At 71.1% G+C, this 18,487-nt stretch carries 19 protein-coding genes, 1 pseudogene and 2 riboswitches; of the genes and pseudogenes, 7 read left to right on the forward strand and 13 right to left on the reverse strand.

Going from position 1 to position 18,487, the window contains the following annotated elements:
- Positions 1-96: 96 nt before the first annotated feature.
- Together RKD23_RS11830 and RKD23_RS11835 are read right to left on the reverse strand one after the other, a co-directional pair.
- Positions 97-858, reverse strand: coding sequence for an enhanced serine sensitivity protein SseB (locus tag RKD23_RS11830; RefSeq protein WP_424853648.1), 762 nt, complete (start codon positions 856-858; stop codon positions 97-99).
- Positions 859-926: 68 nt separating this feature from the next.
- Positions 927-1,595: an AAA family ATPase gene (locus RKD23_RS11835; RefSeq protein ID WP_424858218.1), complete on the reverse strand. Its 669-nt coding sequence runs from the start codon at positions 1,593-1,595 to the stop codon at positions 927-929.
- 172 nt (positions 1,596-1,767) lie between these two features.
- Positions 1,768-1,861, forward strand: a riboswitch (glycine riboswitch).
- Positions 1,862-1,990: riboswitch (glycine riboswitch) on the forward strand.
- Between the two features lie 39 nt (positions 1,991-2,029).
- On the opposite strand from RKD23_RS11835, the gene gcvT reads away from it, so the two are divergent.
- The 5 genes from gcvT (at position 2,030) to RKD23_RS11860 (ending at position 6,902) form a co-directional block, all read left to right on the forward strand.
- Positions 2,030-3,148, forward strand: coding sequence for a glycine cleavage system aminomethyltransferase GcvT (gene gcvT / locus RKD23_RS11840; RefSeq protein ID WP_424853649.1), 1,119 nt, complete (start codon positions 2,030-2,032; stop codon positions 3,146-3,148).
- A 108-nt stretch (positions 3,149-3,256) separates the two neighbouring features.
- Positions 3,257-3,634 carry a glycine cleavage system protein GcvH gene (gene gcvH, locus RKD23_RS11845; protein ID WP_424853650.1) on the forward strand — a complete coding sequence of 126 codons (378 nt, stop codon included), beginning with the start codon at positions 3,257-3,259 and terminating at the stop codon, positions 3,632-3,634.
- Positions 3,635-3,642: 8 nt separating this feature from the next.
- Positions 3,643-4,905, forward strand: coding sequence for a serine hydroxymethyltransferase (gene glyA, locus RKD23_RS11850; RefSeq protein WP_424853651.1), 1,263 nt, complete (start codon positions 3,643-3,645; stop codon positions 4,903-4,905).
- A 61-nt stretch (positions 4,906-4,966) separates the two neighbouring features.
- On the forward strand, positions 4,967-6,334 hold the full coding sequence (locus RKD23_RS11855) for an L-serine ammonia-lyase (protein ID WP_424853652.1): 1,368 nt from the start codon (positions 4,967-4,969) through the stop codon (positions 6,332-6,334).
- Positions 6,335-6,359: 25 nt separating this feature from the next.
- On the forward strand, positions 6,360-6,902 hold the full coding sequence (locus RKD23_RS11860) for an MOSC domain-containing protein (protein WP_424853653.1): 543 nt from the start codon (positions 6,360-6,362) through the stop codon (positions 6,900-6,902).
- A gap of 1 nt (position 6,903) precedes the next feature.
- Here RKD23_RS11860 and RKD23_RS11865 read toward each other — a convergent pair whose 3' ends face one another.
- Together RKD23_RS11865 and RKD23_RS11870 are read right to left on the reverse strand one after the other, a co-directional pair.
- A complete protein-coding gene (locus tag RKD23_RS11865; RefSeq protein ID WP_424853654.1) occupies positions 6,904-7,614 on the reverse strand; it encodes an NADPH-dependent F420 reductase in 711 nt (236 codons plus the stop codon).
- Positions 7,615-7,669: 55 nt separating this feature from the next.
- Positions 7,670-8,662, reverse strand: a complete 993-nt coding sequence (locus RKD23_RS11870) for a zinc-dependent alcohol dehydrogenase family protein (RefSeq protein ID WP_424853655.1) — start codon at positions 8,660-8,662, stop codon at positions 7,670-7,672.
- A gap of 113 nt (positions 8,663-8,775) precedes the next feature.
- Here RKD23_RS11870 and RKD23_RS11875 point away from each other — a divergent pair, with 113 nt between their 5' ends.
- Positions 8,776-9,699: an AraC family transcriptional regulator gene (locus RKD23_RS11875; RefSeq protein ID WP_424853656.1), complete on the forward strand. Its 924-nt coding sequence runs from the start codon at positions 8,776-8,778 to the stop codon at positions 9,697-9,699.
- A 1-nt stretch (position 9,700) separates the two neighbouring features.
- Here RKD23_RS11875 and RKD23_RS11880 read toward each other — a convergent pair whose 3' ends face one another.
- The 3 genes from RKD23_RS11880 to RKD23_RS11890 all read right to left on the reverse strand — a co-directional run bounded on the left by RKD23_RS11880 (position 9,701) and on the right by RKD23_RS11890 (position 11,406).
- Positions 9,701-10,135, reverse strand: a complete 435-nt coding sequence (locus RKD23_RS11880; RefSeq protein ID WP_424853657.1) for a hypothetical protein — start codon at positions 10,133-10,135, stop codon at positions 9,701-9,703.
- 75 nt (positions 10,136-10,210) lie between these two features.
- Complete coding sequence (locus RKD23_RS11885; protein WP_404046033.1) at positions 10,211-10,423, reverse strand: EF-hand domain-containing protein; 213 nt, start codon at positions 10,421-10,423, stop codon at positions 10,211-10,213.
- 68 nt (positions 10,424-10,491) lie between these two features.
- Positions 10,492-11,406, reverse strand: a complete 915-nt coding sequence (locus RKD23_RS11890; RefSeq protein ID WP_424853658.1) for a MerR family transcriptional regulator — start codon at positions 11,404-11,406, stop codon at positions 10,492-10,494.
- Positions 11,407-11,474: 68 nt separating this feature from the next.
- Here RKD23_RS11890 and RKD23_RS11895 point away from each other — a divergent pair.
- A pseudogene (locus tag RKD23_RS11895) lies at positions 11,475-12,111 on the forward strand (GNAT family N-acetyltransferase).
- 4 nt (positions 12,112-12,115) lie between these two features.
- On the opposite strand, the gene RKD23_RS11900 reads toward RKD23_RS11895, so the two are convergent.
- The 6 genes from RKD23_RS11900 to RKD23_RS11925 form a co-directional block, all read right to left on the reverse strand.
- On the reverse strand, positions 12,116-13,306 hold the full coding sequence (locus RKD23_RS11900; RefSeq protein ID WP_424853659.1) for a YncE family protein: 1,191 nt from the start codon (positions 13,304-13,306) through the stop codon (positions 12,116-12,118).
- Positions 13,306-14,037: a polysaccharide deacetylase family protein gene (locus RKD23_RS11905; RefSeq protein ID WP_424853660.1), complete on the reverse strand. Its 732-nt coding sequence runs from the start codon at positions 14,035-14,037 to the stop codon at positions 13,306-13,308. The genes RKD23_RS11900 and RKD23_RS11905 overlap by 1 nt, the downstream gene beginning before the upstream one ends.
- Positions 14,038-14,169: 132 nt before the next feature.
- Positions 14,170-14,673: an ATP-binding protein gene (locus tag RKD23_RS11910; protein WP_399652570.1), complete on the reverse strand. Its 504-nt coding sequence runs from the start codon at positions 14,671-14,673 to the stop codon at positions 14,170-14,172.
- Positions 14,674-14,957: 284 nt separating this feature from the next.
- On the reverse strand, positions 14,958-15,725 hold the full coding sequence (locus tag RKD23_RS11915; protein WP_424853661.1) for an enoyl-CoA hydratase/isomerase family protein: 768 nt from the start codon (positions 15,723-15,725) through the stop codon (positions 14,958-14,960).
- Between the two features lie 78 nt (positions 15,726-15,803).
- Positions 15,804-17,042 carry a L,D-transpeptidase gene (locus RKD23_RS11920; RefSeq protein ID WP_424853662.1) on the reverse strand — a complete coding sequence of 413 codons (1,239 nt, stop codon included), beginning with the start codon at positions 17,040-17,042 and terminating at the stop codon, positions 15,804-15,806.
- 140 nt (positions 17,043-17,182) lie between these two features.
- Positions 17,183-18,421, reverse strand: a complete 1,239-nt coding sequence (locus RKD23_RS11925) for an Ig-like domain-containing protein (RefSeq protein WP_424853663.1) — start codon at positions 18,419-18,421, stop codon at positions 17,183-17,185.
- Positions 18,422-18,487: the final 66 nt, after the last annotated feature.

Raw genomic sequence — 18,487 nt, forward strand, 5'->3', positions numbered from 1 at the left:
ATGTCGTCCGGGGGGAGGATCGGAGGGGGCTCGGGGGCGATCCGGTCCCGTACTTCCGGAAGAAGGGTGCGCTACTTCCGGAAGAAGGGGCGGCCCCTACTTCTGGAAGAACGGGCGGACCTTGTGCTTCATCCAGTCCCCCACCGGGTCCTGGGCCACGTCCAGCAGCACCAGGTTCACCGGCCAGCGCACCGGGGTCCTGCCGAGGGCGCGGCCCAGGGCCTCCGCCGGGATCGTGCGCAGGTCGCCCTCCCACTGGGAGAGTTCGACGCCGACGAAGAGGACCGGGTCGGCGGTCTCGATCGCGGCGAGACAGCGGCGGGCGGTGAGGACGATGCCGGTGGCGTCGAACTCGGCGGAAGCCGCGGAGAGGAAGTCGACCGGGTCGTCCTGCCAGTCGGGCTCGAAGAGGCGGACCCGGCCGCCGCTCGCGGGCCCGTCCAGCGGAGTGCGCCCGGCCCGGCAGAGCTCGGCGACGGCCTCGGGCGGCAGCGGGACGCCGACCACGCCGCCCGGGTTCAGCGCGATGCCCGCCTGCGGGGGCAGACCGCGCGCGAACTCCACGGCGGGCGCGATGGCGTACGACATCGTCGGCCCGGCGCCCTGACGGAACTGCTCCTCGGAGCTGAAGACGGGCACGAAGGCCTGGCCGTCGATCTCCAGCGTGGGCAGGTCGAGGGGGCCGCTGTCGGGGCCGCCGCCGTTGGGCAGGGGCACCCACACGAAGCTGCGGCCCAGGACCTCGACTATGCGGGGGCCGGCCGACGGCACGCCCAGGGAGGCGGAGAGCACCTCCTCGAGTTCATTGCCGGGCCAACCGCCGTGCGGATGGGGGTGCGCCTGCGCCGGGAAGTCCATGTGCCGCCTACCGCCTGCCGAGAACCTGCTGAGGCTGAAAAGGCTAACCCGTGCGGGTGGCCGCCTTCTCAGCCCGTGAAGCCGATGCGCCGCAGCGTGTCCGCCGCGTCCCGGTCGAGCAGCACCGCCGAGCCGCAGCCTCGGGGCAGGCCGCCGCGCTCCGCCCGGCGCAGCAGCCGGGAGGCGGCGTGGCGGTGCCGGCGGAAGGCGTAGCGGGAGACCCCGCGGCCGCGCTCGCGCTGCCCGGCCAGGGCCTGCTCGGGCGTGACGTCCAGGAGCAGCAGGTGCAGGGTGCCGCCCCGGCGGCGGGCCTCCCGGGCCAGCCAGCCGCGCACCCAGGCCTGCGTGCCGCAGTCGTGCACGACGACGCCCTCGCCGGTGCGCAGGGCACGGCGCAGCCCGGCGTAGTGCGCGAGCCGGACCAGGGGCCGGTAGACGGCGTACGGCAGGAGGCGGGGCGTGGCCGCGTCGAAGCGGTCGCGGGTGTCCTGGGAGTCGATGCGTATGCCCGGCACCGCGCGCCGCATGAGGGTGGACTTGCCGCTGCCGGGCAGGCCGGTGATCACGACGAGGTCGTGGGGGCCGAAGAGCAGGGCGTGCGGACTGTGGCCACCGCGGTCGCGCAGGTCGCGGACGACAGGGGCGGAGGGGACCTCGCGGGCCGGGGCCGCGGCCGACGCGGGCAGCGCGAGGGCGGGGGTCGTGGTGGCGTACGACGTGGTCCTGTTCACCGTGATCGTCCTCCCCTGGGGCGGGTCGTAGGACCCTTGCCCATCGTGTGTAAAGAGACGGTAATGCGGTGCGGCCGGTGATTTCGTGTGCGTACTGCCACAGGCCGGTCACAGATGCGGCCTGCCGTGCCGGGCGGATGCGTGCAATGATGGCCCCGCCAACTGCATACCGGCCGTTTGAATCCGCGCGGGAGAGTCCCCAGCCTCGCTGGGGCGCCGAAGGAGCAAGTCCCTCCCTTGAATCTCTCAGGCCCCGTTACCGCGCGGGCGAGGCACATCTGAAAAGCGGACCGCTGATCTGCAGTGGTCCCACCCAAGGTGCAAGCCATGTCCCTTCCTGTACACCCGTTGTACGGGCGGTCATGGCGAACCTCTCAGGTTCCGATGACAGATGGGGAGGAATGACCTCGCCTGTCGTGTACTTGGGAGACGACCGACCGATGAGCAGTACCGAACTCCGCCGTACCGCGCTCGATGCGCTGCATCGTTCGCTCGGCGCGACGATGACCGACTTCGCCGGCTGGGACATGCCGCTGCGCTACGCCTCCGAGCGCGACGAGCACAACGCCGTGCGCACCAGGGCCGGGCTCTTCGACCTCTCGCACATGGGCGAGATCACCGTCACCGGCGCACAGGCCGCGGACTTCCTGAACTTCGCGCTCGTCGGCAACATCGCCGCCGTCGGCGTGGGCCGCGCCCGCTACACCATGATCTGCCAGGCCGACGGCGGCATCCTGGACGACCTGATCGTCTACCGCCTGGCCGAGACCGAGTACATGGTCGTCGCGAACGCCTCCAACGCCCAGGTGGTGCTGGACGCGCTGACCGAGCGCGCCGCCGGTTTCGACGCCGAGGTCCGCGACGACCGTGACGCGTACGCGCTGATCGCGGTCCAGGGTCCCGAGTCCCCGGGCATCCTGAAGTCGCTGACGGACGCCGACCTGGACAATCTGAAGTACTACGCCGGTCTGCCCGGCACGGTCGCGGGTGTCCCGGCGCTGATCGCGCGCACCGGCTACACCGGCGAGGACGGCTTCGAGCTGTTCGTGAAGCCGGAGCACGCCGTGGAGCTGTGGCAGGCGCTGACGAAGGCGGGCGAGGGCGTCGGCCTGATCCCGTGCGGTCTGTCCTGCCGGGACACGCTGCGCCTGGAGGCGGGCATGCCGCTGTACGGGCACGAGCTGACGGCGGAGCTGACGCCGTTCGACGCCGGTCTGGGCCGGGTCGTGAAGTTCGACAAGGACGGCGACTTCGTGGGCCGCGAGGCGCTCACCGAGGCCGCCGCGCGGGCCGAGCAGAACCCGCCGCGGGTGCTCGTCGGCCTGGTCGCCGAGGGCCGTCGCGTCCCGCGCGCGGGCTACTCCGTGGTCGCGGGCGGCGAGGTGATCGGCGAGGTCACCTCCGGCGCCCCCTCCCCCACCCTGGGCGAGCCGATCGCCATGGCCTACGTCGACGCCGCGCACTCCGCGCCCGGCACCGAGGGCGTGGGCGTGGACATCCGGGGCACGCACGAGCCGTACACGGTCGTCGCGCTGCCCTTCTACAAGCGCCAGAAGTAGTCACTGCGGGCGTTCCGTGCGTGACTCTGCGCACATCGCGCTGCTCACGCACGTTCCCGGCAGTCCCCCCGTCATCAGCACATCCGCGCGTACAGGAGAATTCAGGCCATGAGCAACCCCCAGCAGCTGCGCTACAGCAAGGAGCACGAGTGGCTGTCGGCCGCCGAGGACGGTGTGTCGACGATCGGCATCACCGAGTTCGCGGCCAACGCGCTCGGCGATGTCGTCTACGCCGACCTGCCGGCCGTCGGCACCGAGGTCACCGCGGGTGAGACCTGTGGTGAGCTGGAGTCGACGAAGTCGGTGTCCGAGCTCTACTCCCCGGTGACCGGTGAGGTCGTCGAGATCAACGAGGACGTGGTGAACGACCCGTCGCTGGTGAACTCGGCCCCCTTCGCGGGCGGCTGGCTGTTCAAGGTGCGCGTCTCGGGCGAGCAGGACGACCTGCTCGACGCCGACGCGTACGACGCCCACACCGCCGGCTGAGGAGACACATGTCCGTCCTGAACACGCCCCTGCACGAGCTCGACCCGGAGGTCGCCGCGGCGGTCGACGCCGAGCTGGTCCGGCAGCAGTCCACGCTCGAGATGATCGCCTCGGAGAACTTCGCTCCGCTCGCGGTCATGGAGGCGCAGGGCTCGGTCCTGACGAACAAGTACGCCGAGGGCTACCCGGGCCGCCGCTACTACGGCGGCTGTGAGCACGTCGACGTCACCGAGCAGATCGCGATCGACCGGATCAAGGAGCTGTTCGGCGCCGAGTACGCCAACGTCCAGCCCCACTCCGGTGCCTCCGCGAACCAGGCCGCGCTGTTCGCGCTGGCCCAGCCCGGGGACACGATCCTCGGTCTGGACCTGGCGCACGGCGGTCACCTGACCCACGGCATGCGCCTGAACTTCTCCGGCAAGCAGTTCAACGTGGTCGCCTACCACGTGGACGACGCCGGCCTGGTCGACATGGCCGAGGTGGAGCGGCTCGCCAAGGAGCACCGCCCGAAGGTGATCATCGCCGGCTGGTCGGCGTACCCGCGCGAGCTGGACTTCGCGGAGTTCCGCCGGATCGCCGACGAGGTCGAGGCGTACCTGTGGGTCGACATGGCGCACTTCGCGGGCCTGGTCGCGGCCGGCCTGCACGCCAACCCGGTCGAGCACGCGGACGTGGTGACCTCCACCACGCACAAGACGCTCGGCGGGCCGCGCGGCGGCATCATCCTGGCGAAGAAGGAGTTCGCGAAGAAGCTGAACTCCTCGGTGTTCCCGGGCTTCCAGGGCGGTCCCCTGGAGCACGTGATCGCGGCCAAGGCGGTCTCCTTCAAGGTCGCCGCCTCGGAGGACTTCAAGGAGCGCCAGCGGCGTACCGTGGAGGGTGCGCGCATCCTCGCCGAGCGGCTCACCGCGCCCGACGCCCGTGAGGCCGGGGTGAACGTGCTGTCCGGTGGCACGGACGTGCACCTGATCCTGGTCGACCTGCGCGAGTCGGAGCTCGACGGCCAGCAGGCCGAGGACCGGCTCCACGAGGTCGGCATCACGGTCAACCGCAACGCCGTCCCCAACGACCCGCGTCCGCCGATGGTGACCTCCGGTCTGCGCATCGGTACGCCGGCCCTGGCGACCCGCGGCTTCACGGCCGAGGACTTCGCCGAGGTCGCGGACGTGATCGCACAGGCGCTGAAGCCGTCGTACGACGCGGAGTCCCTCAAGGCCCGCGTCAAGGCCCTGGCGGACAAGCACCCGCTGTACCCCGGCCTGAACAAGTAAGTCCCCGGCGGGGGCACCCGGCGATCCCGGGTGCCCCGCCACCCCATCCTGAGGAGTGACCGTGGCCATCTCGGTCTTCGACCTGTTCTCGATCGGCATCGGCCCGTCCAGCTCCCACACGGTGGGCCCGATGCGCGCGGCGCGCATGTTCGCCCGCCGGCTGCGCAACGAGGGCCTGCTGCCCTCCGTCGCCGCGGTGCGCTGCGAGCTGTACGGCTCGCTGGGCGCGACCGGCCACGGCCACGGCACCCCGAAGGCGGTGCTGCTCGGCCTGGAGGGCGACTCTCCGCGCACGGTCGACGTGGAGTCCGCCGACGAGCGCGTGGAGTCCATCAAGGCGCAGGGCCGCATCCGGCTCCTCGGCGAGCACGAGATCCCCTTCTCCTTCGACGACCACCTGATCCTGCACCGCCGCAAGGCGCTGCCGTACCACGCGAACGGCATGACGATCTGGGCGTACGACGCCCAGGGCGGCGAGCTGCTGTCGAAGACGTACTACTCGGTGGGCGGCGGCTTCGTCGTCGACGAGGACGCGGTCGGCGAGGACCGCATCAAGCTGGACGACACGGTCCTGAAGTACCCCTTCCGCACGGGTGACGAGCTGCTGCGCCTGACGCAGGAGACCGGCCTGTCGATCTCCGCCCTGATGCTGGAGAACGAGCGCGCCTGGCGCACCGAGGAGGAGATCCGCGAGGGTCTGCTCGACATCTGGCGCGTGATGCAGGCCTGTGTGGCGCGCGGCATGTCCCGCGAGGGCATCCTGCCGGGCGGCCTGAAGGTGAAGCGCCGTGCGGCGACGACGGCCCGCAAGCTGCGCTCCGAGGGCGACGCGCAGGCGCTCGCCATGGAGTGGATCACCCTCTACGCGATGGCGGTGAACGAGGAGAACGCGGCCGGCGGCCGGGTGGTCACCGCCCCGACGAACGGCGCCGCGGGCATCATCCCCGCCGTCCTGCACTACTACATCAACTTCGTGCCCGGCGCCGACGAGGACGGCGTGGTCCGCTTCCTGCTCGCCGCGGGCGCGATCGGCATGCTCTTCAAGGAGAACGCCTCCATCTCCGGCGCCGAGGTCGGCTGCCAGGGCGAGGTCGGCTCCGCCTGCTCGATGGCCGCGGGCGCCCTCGCGGAGGTGCTCGGCGGATCGCCGGAGCAGGTCGAGAACGCCGCCGAGATCGGCATGGAGCACAACCTCGGCCTCACCTGCGACCCCGTCGGCGGCCTCGTCCAGATCCCCTGCATCGAGCGCAACGGCATGGCCGCGGTCAAGGCCGTCACCGCCGCCCGCATGGCCATGCGCGGCGACGGCTCGCACAAGGTGTCCCTGGACAAGGTCATCAAGACCATGAAGGAGACCGGCGCCGACATGTCGGTCAAGTACAAGGAGACGGCCCGGGGCGGGCTGGCGGTCAACATCATCGAGTGCTGAGCACGGACATCGGGGGACGCGTTCCATGAACGGCACGGTCGCTGCGGTCAGCAGCAACGGCACCTACTCCTTCACCAAGCCGAACCGGGACAGCATCACGCTGATCGCCGGCCACGGCGTGGAGGGGGACGTGCACGCCGGTACGACGGTGAAGCACCGGTTCCGGATGGCGAAGGACCCCTCCCAGCCGAACCTGCGGCAGGTGCACCTGATCCATGAGGAGCTGTTCGCCGAGGTCGCCGAGGCCGGTTTCGAGGTGGCGGCGGGACAGCTCGGGGAGAACGTCACCACCCGCGGCGTCGACCTGCTCGGCCTGCCGGTCGGGGCCCGGCTGCACCTCGGGGACGAGGCCGTCGTGGAGGTGACCGGGCTGCGCAATCCGTGCGCCCAGATCGACGGCTTCCAGAAGGGCCTGATGAAGCAGGTCGTCGGCCGGGACGCCGACGGGGCCGTGCGCTTCAGGTCCGGGATCATGAGCGTCGTCGTGACGGGTGGCGTGGTGCGGCCCGGTGATCCGGTGAAGGTGGAACTGCCACAGGGGCCGCACCGGCCTCTGGAGATCGTCTGAGTCAGCCGCGGTACTCCGGCTTGCGCTGCGGCGACGCCGCCGCCAGGGCCTTGGTGACGGCCTCCACGCCGGCGCGCAGGCCGTAGACGGGGGTGTCGGGCTCCTGGCGCCAGGAGTCGGCGAGGCCGCCCGCGTCGACGGTGTCGAAGCCGAGTTCGTCGACCAGGGCGCGGACCTTGGCCTTGGCGGCCTCGTCGTCGCCGGCGACGGGGACGGCGAGGCGGTCGGGGTCGCCGGCCGGGCGGTGGCGGTCGAGGAGGTCCTGGGCGTAGGTGCCGTTGAAGACCTTGACGACCGGGTGGCCGATCTCGCGGGCGGTCCAGGCGCTCTCGGTCAGGCCCTCGTCCTCGATGCCGGCGATGCGGCCGTCGCGCTGCTTCGGGTAGTAGTTGCCGGTGTCGATGACGGCGACGCCCTCGGCGGCGTCGTCCAGCAGGCCCTTCGGCAGGTCCGGGACCGCCTTCACGGGGATGGTGATCACGACGACCTCGGCGCCCTTGGCCGCCTGCTCGACGGGAACCGGCGTCGCGCCGGTCTCCTCCGCGAGGGCGGTGAGGGTCTGCGGGCCGCGGGAGTTGGCCACGGAGACGTCGTGGCCGAGCGCGGTGAGCCGCCGGGTGAGGTTGCCGCCGATGTTGCCCGCGCCGATGATGCCGATCTTCATGACAGACCCTTCCAGGGTTGATGCACTTGCATGTAATCGTGTGGGCATCAACCCCGGTCCGGTGCGGCCTATTCCGGGGACAGGACCGATCGGGTGACGGATCTCAGACCCGTACGACGATCTTGCCCGTGTGCGCGTTCGAGTCCATCAGCCGGTGGGCGTCCCGGATGCGGTCCAGGCCGTCGAAGACCTCGGCCACGACCGGGCGCAGCGTGCCGTCGGTGAGGCCGGAGCCGATGTAGTGGGCGGCGCGGCGGCGGCCCTCGGGGGCGCCGACGAGGGCGAAGTTGTTGTAGCCCAGCACGGTCAGCGGCCACTGCATCGGCAGCAGGATGGGCTGCTGGTTCAGCCAGCCGTAGCTGATCAGCGTGCCGTCCTCGACGGCCGCAGCGCCCAGGGCCGCGAACTCGGCGCCGCCGATGGCGTCCAGGACGATCTCGGCGCCGCGCCCGCCGGTGAGCCGCTTCGTCTCCTCGACGACGTCGGCGTCGTCCGTGACGATGACGTGCTCCGCGCCCAGCTCCAGCAGCCGCTGCCGCTTGGCCTCGGTGCGGGTGGTGACGACCGGCACGGCACCGGCCCGGCGGGCCACCTGGATCGCGGCGGTGCCGACGCCGCTGGAGGCGCCGGTGATCAGCACATGGTCGCCCGCCCGCATCCCGGCCCGCTCCACCAGCGCGCCGTACGCCGTCGAGTACGTCACCCACACCGCGGCCGCGGTCTGAGCGTCCACCCCCGCGGGGCGCGGGACCAGGGCCGTCTCCGGCAGCAGGATCAGATCGCCGTAGACCCCGTGGTCGCTCAGCTCGCGGTTGGCGGCCGACAGCACGAGGTCGCCCGGCGCGAAGGCGGTCACGTCCGCGCCGACCGCCTCCACCACGCCCGCGGCCTCGTAGCCGTTGCGGGAGCCGGGCAGGGTCGGCTGGTAGAAGTAGCCGCCGGAGCGGAAGAGCGCCTCGGCGCGGTTGAGGGCGAGCGCCTCGACACGGACGAGGACCTCGCCGGGGCCGGGAGCGGGCAGCTCGACCTCCTCGACACCGAGGACGTCCGGGCCGCCGATCTCATGAAAGAGCACTGCACGTGCGGTGATTGACATGCCGTCAACGCTAGGCAGGGCTGTGGAGACGAACCATGCCCGACGGTCTCGGTTTCCTGTCCGATCGTCTTCGCCCAGGGACGCGGCCGTGCGCTCCCGCTAGCGTTGCGGGCATGGACGTGCTCAGTGACGCGGTCGCCGCGATGCGTACCGGACGGCCGCACTCGGGACTGCGGGACAAGTACGCGCCCTGGGGGCTGCGGTTCGAGGCCGCGAGCGGCGCCGGGTTCCATGTGGTGCTGCGCGGGTCGGCCTGGCTGATGCCGGCCGAGGGGGAACCGATCGCGCTGGGGCCGGGGGACGTGGCGTTCCTCGCGCACGGGCGCGGCCACGCCATCGCGGGCTCGCTCGATGCGCCGCTGGAGGACGTGAGCCTGGACGCCGAGGGCCGCTGGCCCGCGCTGCCCACCCCGCCGAAGGGCTCGGTGCCCGACACGGTGATGCTGTGCGGCGCCTATCTGCTGGACCGCAGCCGCGCGCATCCGCTGCTGACCGAGCTGCCCGAGGTGGTGCACCTGCCCGCGCGGGTGGGGGCGTACGGCTCGCTGCGGACGGCGGTGGAGCTGCTGGGCCGGGAACTCACCGATCCGCAGCCCGGCTCGGACACGATCGTCGCCAACCTCCTCGACACCCTGCTGCTGTACATCCTGCGCGCCTGGTGGCAGCGCGAGGGCCAGCAGGACTCCGGCCACCCCACCGGCTGGGCGGCCGCCCTCGCCGACCCCGGCATCGCGGCGGCTCTGCGCGCGATCCACGAGGACCCCGCCCACCCCTGGACCGTCGGCGAACTCGGCCTGCGCGCCGGTCTGTCCCGCGCGGCCTTCGCCCGCCGCTTCACGACTCTGGTGGGCCAGCCCCCGCTGACCTACCTGACCTGGTGGCGCATGACCACCGCGGGCCGCCTCCTGCGCGAGGCCGACACCCCCCTCCGGGTCGTCGCCCAACACGCGGGTTACACCTCGGAGTTCGCCTTCGCCAAGGCCTTCAAGCGGGAGTTCGGGGTGGCACCTGGGCAATACCGCCGCCGGGCCTCGTGAGCTATTCGAACGCCACGACCAGACGGACGTTGTCGTCGCCGTGGAGCCGGGCGAGGGTGCGCATCACGTCCCACAGCGGCAGCCACACGTCCTTCTCCAGGACCACCTCGCGCCGGGTCACCGCGTCCCGGCAGGCCGACCTCTCGTCCCAGTCGACACCCTGCATCTCGGCCCAGGTGAACCAGGATGTGCTCTTGCAGAGGAACCCGATGGCGCTACGGGTCGGCGTGGACGCGTCCCCCGGCAGACCCCGGCCGGCAAAGAGCGGCTCGAAGTCGTACACGTCGCGAACGCCGAAGAGGCAGCCGAACGAGGCGTAGTCGTTGTGGAGCAGCAGCAGATCGAGGTCGATCGCGCAGTCCCAGTCCTCGTCCTCGTAGTCCCACGCGCCGTGCCCCGTCCGGCACTCGACCTTGCCCCAGATGCTGATCCCCATGCCCGGATCCTGACACGGGAAAAGGGCACCCGACCAGGCATTTTCGCCCCGGCCGAGCGCCCCTTCGCGCGCGTGTCACTTGTTCAGGTGGGCCCAGAACTCGTCGAAGGACAGCACCTTGTCGCCGTCCAGGTCGCGGGTGGCGATGATCGCCTCGGCGACCGACTCGGTGACGTTCCAGTCGCCGCCCTGAGCGAGCGCGGACTTGAACTCGGCAGCCGTGATCTGGCCGTCACCGTCCGTGTCGATGCGGTCGAACTGCTTGCGTGCTTCTTCGATGTCGGCCACCGATCCGCCCCTTTTCGTCATACCTTGCCGTCGTGCCTGTCGTACGAGTCGTACCGGCGCAGGTCAGACTAACGGCCCGCCCGGGAGCGCAGTGCGGCGACCACCCATGCGAACTCCTTCTCGTAGGTCGGCTGCGGCTCCAGGCCCTTCACCACGGCCCACAGTTCGCGGTAGCGGGCCATCCGGAGGTTCCCGGCCGCCTCCAGCCTCTCCAGCACCTCCGCCCGGTCCGCGTCCCCCAGCAGCTGCCGCAGCAGCTCGTCGGCCTCCGGCGCGTCGGGGGCGACGCCCTCCCGCAGCGCCTCGCCCGCGAGCTGGACCAGGCGGCTCATGAACCACAGGGAGGTGCCGGCGGGGACGCCGGGCCCCCGGTCCGCCGCGTTGAACTCGATCATCTCGCGCATCTGCGCCCGGAACCGCGGGTCCTGGATCATCCCGGCGAGCTCCACCCAGGCGTCCACCTGCTCGGCGGTCGGGTCGTCGGGCAGGTCGGCCGGGGCGAACCGCAGCCGCCGCCGGATGTCCGGGTCGGCCGTGTCCAGGCCGTCGAAGATCTCCGTCATGAAGTCCTCGACGATCCGGGCCCGCTCGGCGGCCGACAGCCGCGCCAACTTGTTCATCAAGGTCGTCTCCTCAGCACTCGAGCCACGTCGCGCCACGCTCGACAGCACCGCCCGCGTCACCTTCAGCGCCCTGATCTGCGCGTCCAGGGCCGCCACATGCGCGGCCGCCACCTCCGCCACCGTCCGCTCGCCCGCCAGCACCCGCCGTACGTCGTCCAGGCCGAGGCCCAGCTCGCGCAGGGTGCGGATCAGCTCAAGGCGGGCCGCGCACGCGGTGTCGTAGAGCCGGTAGCCGCCGGCCGAGCGGGCCACGGGCGTCAGGACGCCCTCGTCGGACCAGTAGCGGATGGTGCGCACGGTCAGGCCCGTGGCGCGGGCCAGCTCGCCGATGGTGAGAAGACCGGTGCCGTCGTCGATCATGGGTGCGAGTGTGGGGCTTCCAGTGGGTGGAGACTCAAGACGCTGCGAGAGAGCTCGGGGAGCAGACGGTGGGACAGACCTTGCGGGACATTCTCGACGCGGCGGCCGCACGGTGTCTTCCCGCCGCCGGACGGCCGTACGACCGTCGTCCCGCAGCCGTCCCCCCGGGACGCCGGGGTCATGTCCTTCACGGCCCACTCCGTCGTCTTCACCGACGAGGACCCGGAGTGGGTGTACGCCACCCTGCGCGGCCTGGACTGCGATCCGCTCGCCGCGACCATGAACCCGCGCTTCCTGGCGGCCCTGCTGGAGCGGACGGGCCGGACGACGGAGTGTGTGGACGCCGTGCTGGTCGGCACACCCCTGCCCGGTGAGCCCGCGCTGCCGCTGAAGGAGATCGCCGACCCCGGCCATCCGCGCATCGCCTACGCCCGCGAGCGGCGTGACGACGTACGGGCCTGGACGGCGCCGGGCGGCGTGCTGGTGACGGGCCGCGGGGTCGCGGGGCGCCTGGAGGTGTCGGTGGAGGTCGACGAGGCCGTGCGGCACGCCGGGCTCGGGCGGGAGCTGGTGACGGCCGCCCGGCAGCTCGCGGGAGAGCCGCTGTGGGCGCAGGTGGCGCCGGGGAACGCCCGCAGCGCACGGGCGTTCCAGGCGGCCGGCTACCGGCAGGTGGGCGCGGAGGCCCTGCTGCGCCCCCGGTAGGCGCTCAGCGGAAGATGCCGGTGTGGCCCAGGGAGTAGCGGCCGGGCTGCGGGTACACGGCGAGGCCGTGCGGGCCGCTGCCGACCTTGATGCGGGCGAGCTGGGTGCCGGTGCGGGTGTCGATGGCGTACACCTCGGCGTCGTACCGCCCGGACAGCCACAGCACCTTGCCGTCGGCGGAGACGCCGCCCATGTCGGGGCTGCCGCCGTCGGGCAGGTGCCACTTCTTGGTGAGCTTGTTCTGCGTGAAGTCGAAGACGGAGATCGTGCCCTCGCCGCGGTTGGAGACGTACATCTCGCGCGAGTCGCGGCTGACGTACAGCCCGTGGGTGCCCTTGCCGGTGTGCAGGAGCTTCGGCGTGGTGAACTTGTCGCCGTCCAGCACCCACATGCCGTCGGCCATCATGTCGGCGACGTAGAACCTCTTGCCGTCCGGGGACACCTTCACGTCCTGCGGCATGGCGCCCTCGAAGGGCAGCTTCTGCTGTCCGATCACCTTCATCTTCTCGGTGTCGACCTTCAGCAGCTCGCCGCTGAACTCGCAGGAGACGATGAAGTACCTGCCGTCCATGGAGAAGTCGGCGTGGTTGACGCCGTAGCAGCTGACGGGCTCGGTCTTGACGACCTTCATGGTGTGCGGGTCGCGGAAGACCAGCTCGCGGTCGAGGGACGCCATCACCACCGCGTACTTGCCGTTCGGCGTGAAGTAGAGGTTGTACGGGTCGTGCACCTCGACCGGCTCGCCCGCCTCGCCCGTCCTCGGGTCGATGGGCGTGAGGGTGTGGCCGCGGTTGTTGTTGACCCACAGCGTCTTCATGTCCCAGGACGGCACCACGTGCTGCGGCTGCCGGCCCACCCGGATCGTGTCGACGATCTCGTACGTCCTGGGGTCGATCACCGACACGGTGTCCGACTCGGTGTTGGGGACGTACACCCGCGACGGGAAGTTCTTCACCGCCGGCGAGAGCCGGTTCGGCCGGTCGGCGGCGTACACGTCCTGCGGGTCGAGCACCGGCGGCATCCCGGGCAGGCCGTGGATCTGCTTCTTCTTCGGCGGCGCCGGGACGACCGCCGCCCGGGTGGTCGGCGCGTCGGCGTCCCGGTGGCCGGCCCCGGTGCCGCAGGCGGCGACGGCGGCGAGCCCGAGGAGGCCGACGGTGGCGAGGAGGGTGCGGGTCATCGGTTGGTGGCGCATCAGCTGAGCAGCTCCGTGGTGGTGACGGCGCGCAGGCCGCGGCGGTCGAGTTCTTCCAGTACGGCGGGCAGGGCGGCGACCGTGTCGGCGTAGCCGAAGTGCAGGCTCACCACGGAGCCGGCCCGGACCTCGCCAAGGACGGTCCGGGCCACGGCAAGGGCGCCCGGACCGGTGAAGTCGAACGAGTCGACGTCGTACGACAGCACGTGCGGGTAGCCCGCGCGGCGGGCCAGCGTCTCGACGAGCGGGGAGGCGCGGGTGGCCCGGGAGGGCCGGAACCAGGTGCCGATGGAGCCGGTGAGCCGCCTCAGCCGGTCGGCGCACTCGGTGATCTCCCGGCGTGCCTCCTCCTCGGGCATCGCGTTGATGTCGAGGTGGTTCTGGGTGTGGTTGCCGAGGTCGTGTCCGCCGTCGAGGATGCGGGTGGCTACCGCCGGGTTTTCGTCCAGCCATGTTCCTACTGCCAGGACGGTCAGGCGGGCGTTGTGTCGCTCGGCCTCTTTCAGCAGGGCTCTTGCTGTGGTGGGGTCGCCGCTGCCGTGGAAGGTGAGGGCCACCTGGGGTTTGTTGCGGGGGCCGTGGGTGATCTGGGCCGGGAGGTGGCTTGTCGGGGGTGGGGTTTTGGGGGCCGGGGGGGTTGTGGAGGAGCAGCCTGCTGTGAGGGCTGTCAGTAGTCCGGCGGCGGCTGTGCGGAGGGTTGAGCGGCGGTCATTGGGGGGCACGTTGACCATTTAAGGGGCATTTAGGTCGGATCCCGCCTATTGACGCATCTCGCTGCCCGGCTGCGGGCCGTATGTGGCTGGTCGCGCCCACGCGGCGGAGCCGCAAATCGATACAGCCCCGCGCCCCTAAAGACAGCTACCTCACCTGTCGGCCACTCTCATTTCGAACCACGTCGTCTTGCCCCGTGGCAGTAGGTCCACTCCCCACCTGTCTGCCAGTTTGTCCACCAGGAACAGGCCCCGGCCGCTGATGTCCAGTTCCTGGACCGGCATGAGGCACGGCAAGCCCCGGGACGGGTCGCGGACCTCCACCCTGATCCAGCCGCGGCGCCGATGCATCCGCAGGCCGAAGACGCGGGCGCCCGTGTGCCGTACGGCGTTCCCCACGAGCTCGGACACGAGTAAGACGGCGTCCTCGGTGAGCTTGGGGGTGAGGCCCCAGTGGCGTAGGACGACGACCTGGGCGAGGCGGCGGGCCGTTGCGGCCGACTCCGGGCGGGACGGCAGCGGAACCTCCGCCTCCGTCGGGTTGCCGAACAACTCCAGCGCCTTGAGCGCTCGTTCGTCCTCCACCGCGGGCGACCAGCGCGCCGCCGTCGCACGGCCGTGTCCCCGCGGCTGTTCGATGCCCTCCAGCCCCGCCATGCCCCCATCATGGCCGCCCAGCGCCCTCCGCGTGGCCGTTCCTGAGGAATACGCCCCCCGGAAGCGCTCATTCCGCGAGATCCGATCGGCATATGCCGAAGGCACTTCGGAGGTCTCCGCACCCTCTGTGACCTGCGAAGACGGCTCACCAAGAGGCAATGGACGGGCTCCCTCGACAAGGCGGACCTAAGGCAGCCTTAAGGTTTTCATGAACCGCCCCATCGAGGGACCCGGATCAGACACCTCGTCAATTGCAAGGGTCTGCGACGGGATTCACACCGCCGTCAGAGGAACTTCGCCTTGCCCGGCCCCTCCTCCACGAAGCTGCGCATCCCGCGCTCGCGGTCCTCGGTCGCGAACAGCCCCGCGAACCAGTTGCGTTCCACCGCGAGGCCCGTGTCGATGTCGGACTCCAGGCCGACGTCGATCGACTCCTTCGCGGCGCGCAGCGCGAGCGCCGGTCCCTGCGCGAGCTTCGCGGCCCAGGCGTGCGCCTCGGTGTAGACGTCCGCCGCGGGCACGACACGGTCCACCAGACCCAGTGTCAGGGCCTCGTCGGCCTTGACCATCCGGCCGGTGAAGATGAGGTCCTTGGCCTTGGAGGGGCCGATCAGCCGGGACAGGCGCTGGGTGCCGCCGGCGCCCGGGATCAGGCCGAGCAGGATCTCCGGCTGGCCGAGCTTGGCGTTGTCGGCGGCGATACGGAAGTCCGCGCACAGGGCCAGCTCGCAGCCACCGCCGAGCGCGTACCCGGTGACGGCGGCCACGACCGGCTTGGGGATGCGGGCCACCGCGGTGAAGGAGTCCTGCAGGGCGCGGGCGCGCAGGACCATCGCGGTGTGGTCCATGGCCTGCATCTCCTTGATGTCCGCACCCGCCGCGAACACCTTCTCGCCGCCGTAGATCACCACGGCGCGCACGTCGTCGCGGCGCGTGGCCTCCTCGGCGAGTTCCTTCAGCCGGTCCTGCGTGGCGATGTCCAGCGCGTTCATGGGCGGACGGTCCAGGCGGAGGGTGCCGACGCCCTCGGCCACTTCGAGATTCACGGTCATGCAGGCAGGTTAACGAGTATTAACGACAGCGGACCCGGTGCCGTAGGTCACAGCACCGGGTCCGTCAGCGGCGAAGAGCTACTTCGTCCACTCCGCCCACGACAGGTTCCAGCCGTTGAGGCCGTTGGACGGGTCGACCACCGGGTCGGTGGAGTTCTTCACGTCGACCACGTCACCGACGATCGAGTTCTCGAAGAACCAGGCCGCCTCGACGTCCTTGTCCCAGCCGCCGCGCACGTCGCGCAGGCCGATGCAGCCGTGGCTGGCGTTGTAGTTGCCGAAGGCGTCGCCGCCCCAGTAGTTGCCGTGCACGAAGGTGCCCGAGTCGGTCAGGCGCATGGCGTGCGGCACGTCCTTGATGTCGTACTCGCCGTCGTAGCCCACCGTGTCGCCGTTCATCCGGGTCACGGTGAACTTCTCGCTGATGACCATCTTGCCGTTCCAGGTGGCGTAGCCGGGCTTGCCGGTGGTCACCGGGACCGTCTTGAAGAGCTTGCCGTCGCGCATGACCTTCATGGTGTGCTTCTCGGCGTCGACGATCGCCACCTGCGAGCGGCCGATGGTGAAGGACACGGTCTTGGACTGCTCGCCGTAGACGCCGTCGCGGCCCTCGACGCCGTCGAGGTTGAGTTCGACGGTGACCTTGGTGCCGGCCTTCCAGTACTGCTCGGGCCGGAAGTCGAGCCGGTCGTTGCCGAACCAGTGGCCCTGGACGTCCACGGCCGGCTCGGTCTTGATCTTGATGGCCTTCTCGACGTCGTCCGGGTTGGTGATGCCCCGGGTGAAGCGGACCGAGAAGGGCATGCCCACGCCGACGGTGGAGCCGTCCTCGGGCGTGAAGGTGCCGACGAAGGTGTTCTCCGGGGTCAGCGTGGTGAAGCTGGAGTCCTCGGCGGCGGTGCGCCCCTCGGAGTCCTTGGCGACGGCGTGCACCTGGTACTTGGTGGCCGCCGCCAGATGCGTCTTCGGCGTCCATCCGCTGCCGTCGGCGGATATGGAGCCGTCTATCTTCCTGCCCTTGTCGTCCTTGACGACGACCTCGGTCAGCTTGCCCTTTGCGGCGGCGACCTTCAGCTCGCCGCTCGTGTCCACATCGCCGGCGCCGTTCTTCGGCGCGATGGTGACGACGGCCTCGGACTGTCCGGTCGCGGCCACCGAGCCGCCGCCCTTGCCCTTGCCGTCCCCGGGGTCCTTCCCGGAATCCGATCCCCCACCACCGCAGGCGGTCACGGCCAGCAGCAGCGCACCGGCGATCACGGCCCCCAGCCGCCGCCCGCGTGCGTCAACCGACGCCCCCGGTATCGGTCGCACGTTCAAGTTGTTCTCCCCTCCCCGGGCCTGGTCGGGCCCGCGAACAGCGCGTCCCGCGCGCGCACTGGCGCATATTAACCGTCCGTTCAGGAGCACCAAGGTCGCGCGATTGTCACCGTTCGGTCCCAACCGGCCCGGTCCGGGGGCTATCCGAGCGCGCTGCCCGCTTTCCACTCCTTCCAGTCCAGATTCCAGCCGCCGAGGCCGTTGTCGGGCGCGACCTTCTTGTCCTTGCTGTGGACGACCTCGACGACGTCCCCGACGATGCTGCGGTCGAAGAACCAGCCCGCCGGGGTGTCGGAGCCGCCGCCCTTGGCGTCGCGCAGTCCGACGCAGCCATGGCTGACGTTGGTGGTGCCGAAGACGGAGGCGGGTGCCCAGTAGTTGCCGTGCAGGAAGGTGCCGGAGTCGGTCAGGCGCATGGCGTGCGGTACGTCCTTGATGTCGTACTCGCCCTTGCCGTTCTTCTTCTTGAAGCCGACCGTGGCGCCGTTCATCCGCGTCACCTCGTACATCTCGGTGACGACCATCTTGCCGTTGTACGTCGTCGTCTTCGGGGCGCCCGCCGTGACGGGCACGGTGGCCAGCAGTTCGCCGTCGCGCCGCACCTCCATGGTGTGCCGGGCGGCGTCCACGAGGGAGACCTGGCTGCGGCCGACCGTGAAGGTGAACGTCCTGTCCTGCAGCCCGTACACCCCGGGCGCGCCCTCCACGTCCCGCAGGCCGAGGTCGACGGTGACCTCGGTGCCGGGCTTCCAGTAGTGCTCGGGCCGGAAGTCGAGGCGGGCCGTGCCGAACCAGTGGGGCCGGATCTCGACGGCGGGCTTCGCCGTGACCCGTACGGCGCGCTCCACGGCCGCGCGGTCGGCGATCTCGCGGTTGAACTCCAGGGAGACGATCATCCCGGTGCCGACGACGGCCCGGTGCTCCGGGGTGACGTAGCCGATGAACCGCTCCTCGGGGACGTACGTCGTGAAGGTCGTGTGCCGGGCCGAGCGGCGGCCGTGGCCGTCGAGGGCGACCACGTCGACCGTGTACCTGGCGGCCAGCGCCAGCCGCTCCTCGGCGGGCCGCCAGCTCAGCCCGTCCTCGGAGATCCGGCCTGGCACCTCCGTCTCCTGCGCGTCCTGCGACCTGCTGACCTTCACCGACTCCAGCCGCCCGTCGGGCACCCGCACCAGGAGCGGCTCCTGCGGCCGCACGGCCCTGCTGCCGTCGTCCGGCGAGATACGGATGACGTCGTCGGACGCCGGCGGTCTGCCGAGCATGCGGTCCGTACCGCCGCCGTCCGTGCAGCCGGACGCGCCGGCCAGCAGTCCTGCCCATGTCACTACGGCGGCCAGTGCGGCCCTCGCGCGCCGAGCGCGCCCATGTACGTGCCTCACATGGGTGTCCAACGAGCGGGCGGGCCCTGGGGAAACGTGAGTGCGACCCCGCCTCTGGGCAGAACA

It is taken from the genome of Streptomyces sp. SAI-170 (genome assembly GCF_049739565.1).
Taxonomy (GTDB): Bacteria; Actinomycetota; Actinomycetes; order Streptomycetales; family Streptomycetaceae; genus Streptomyces.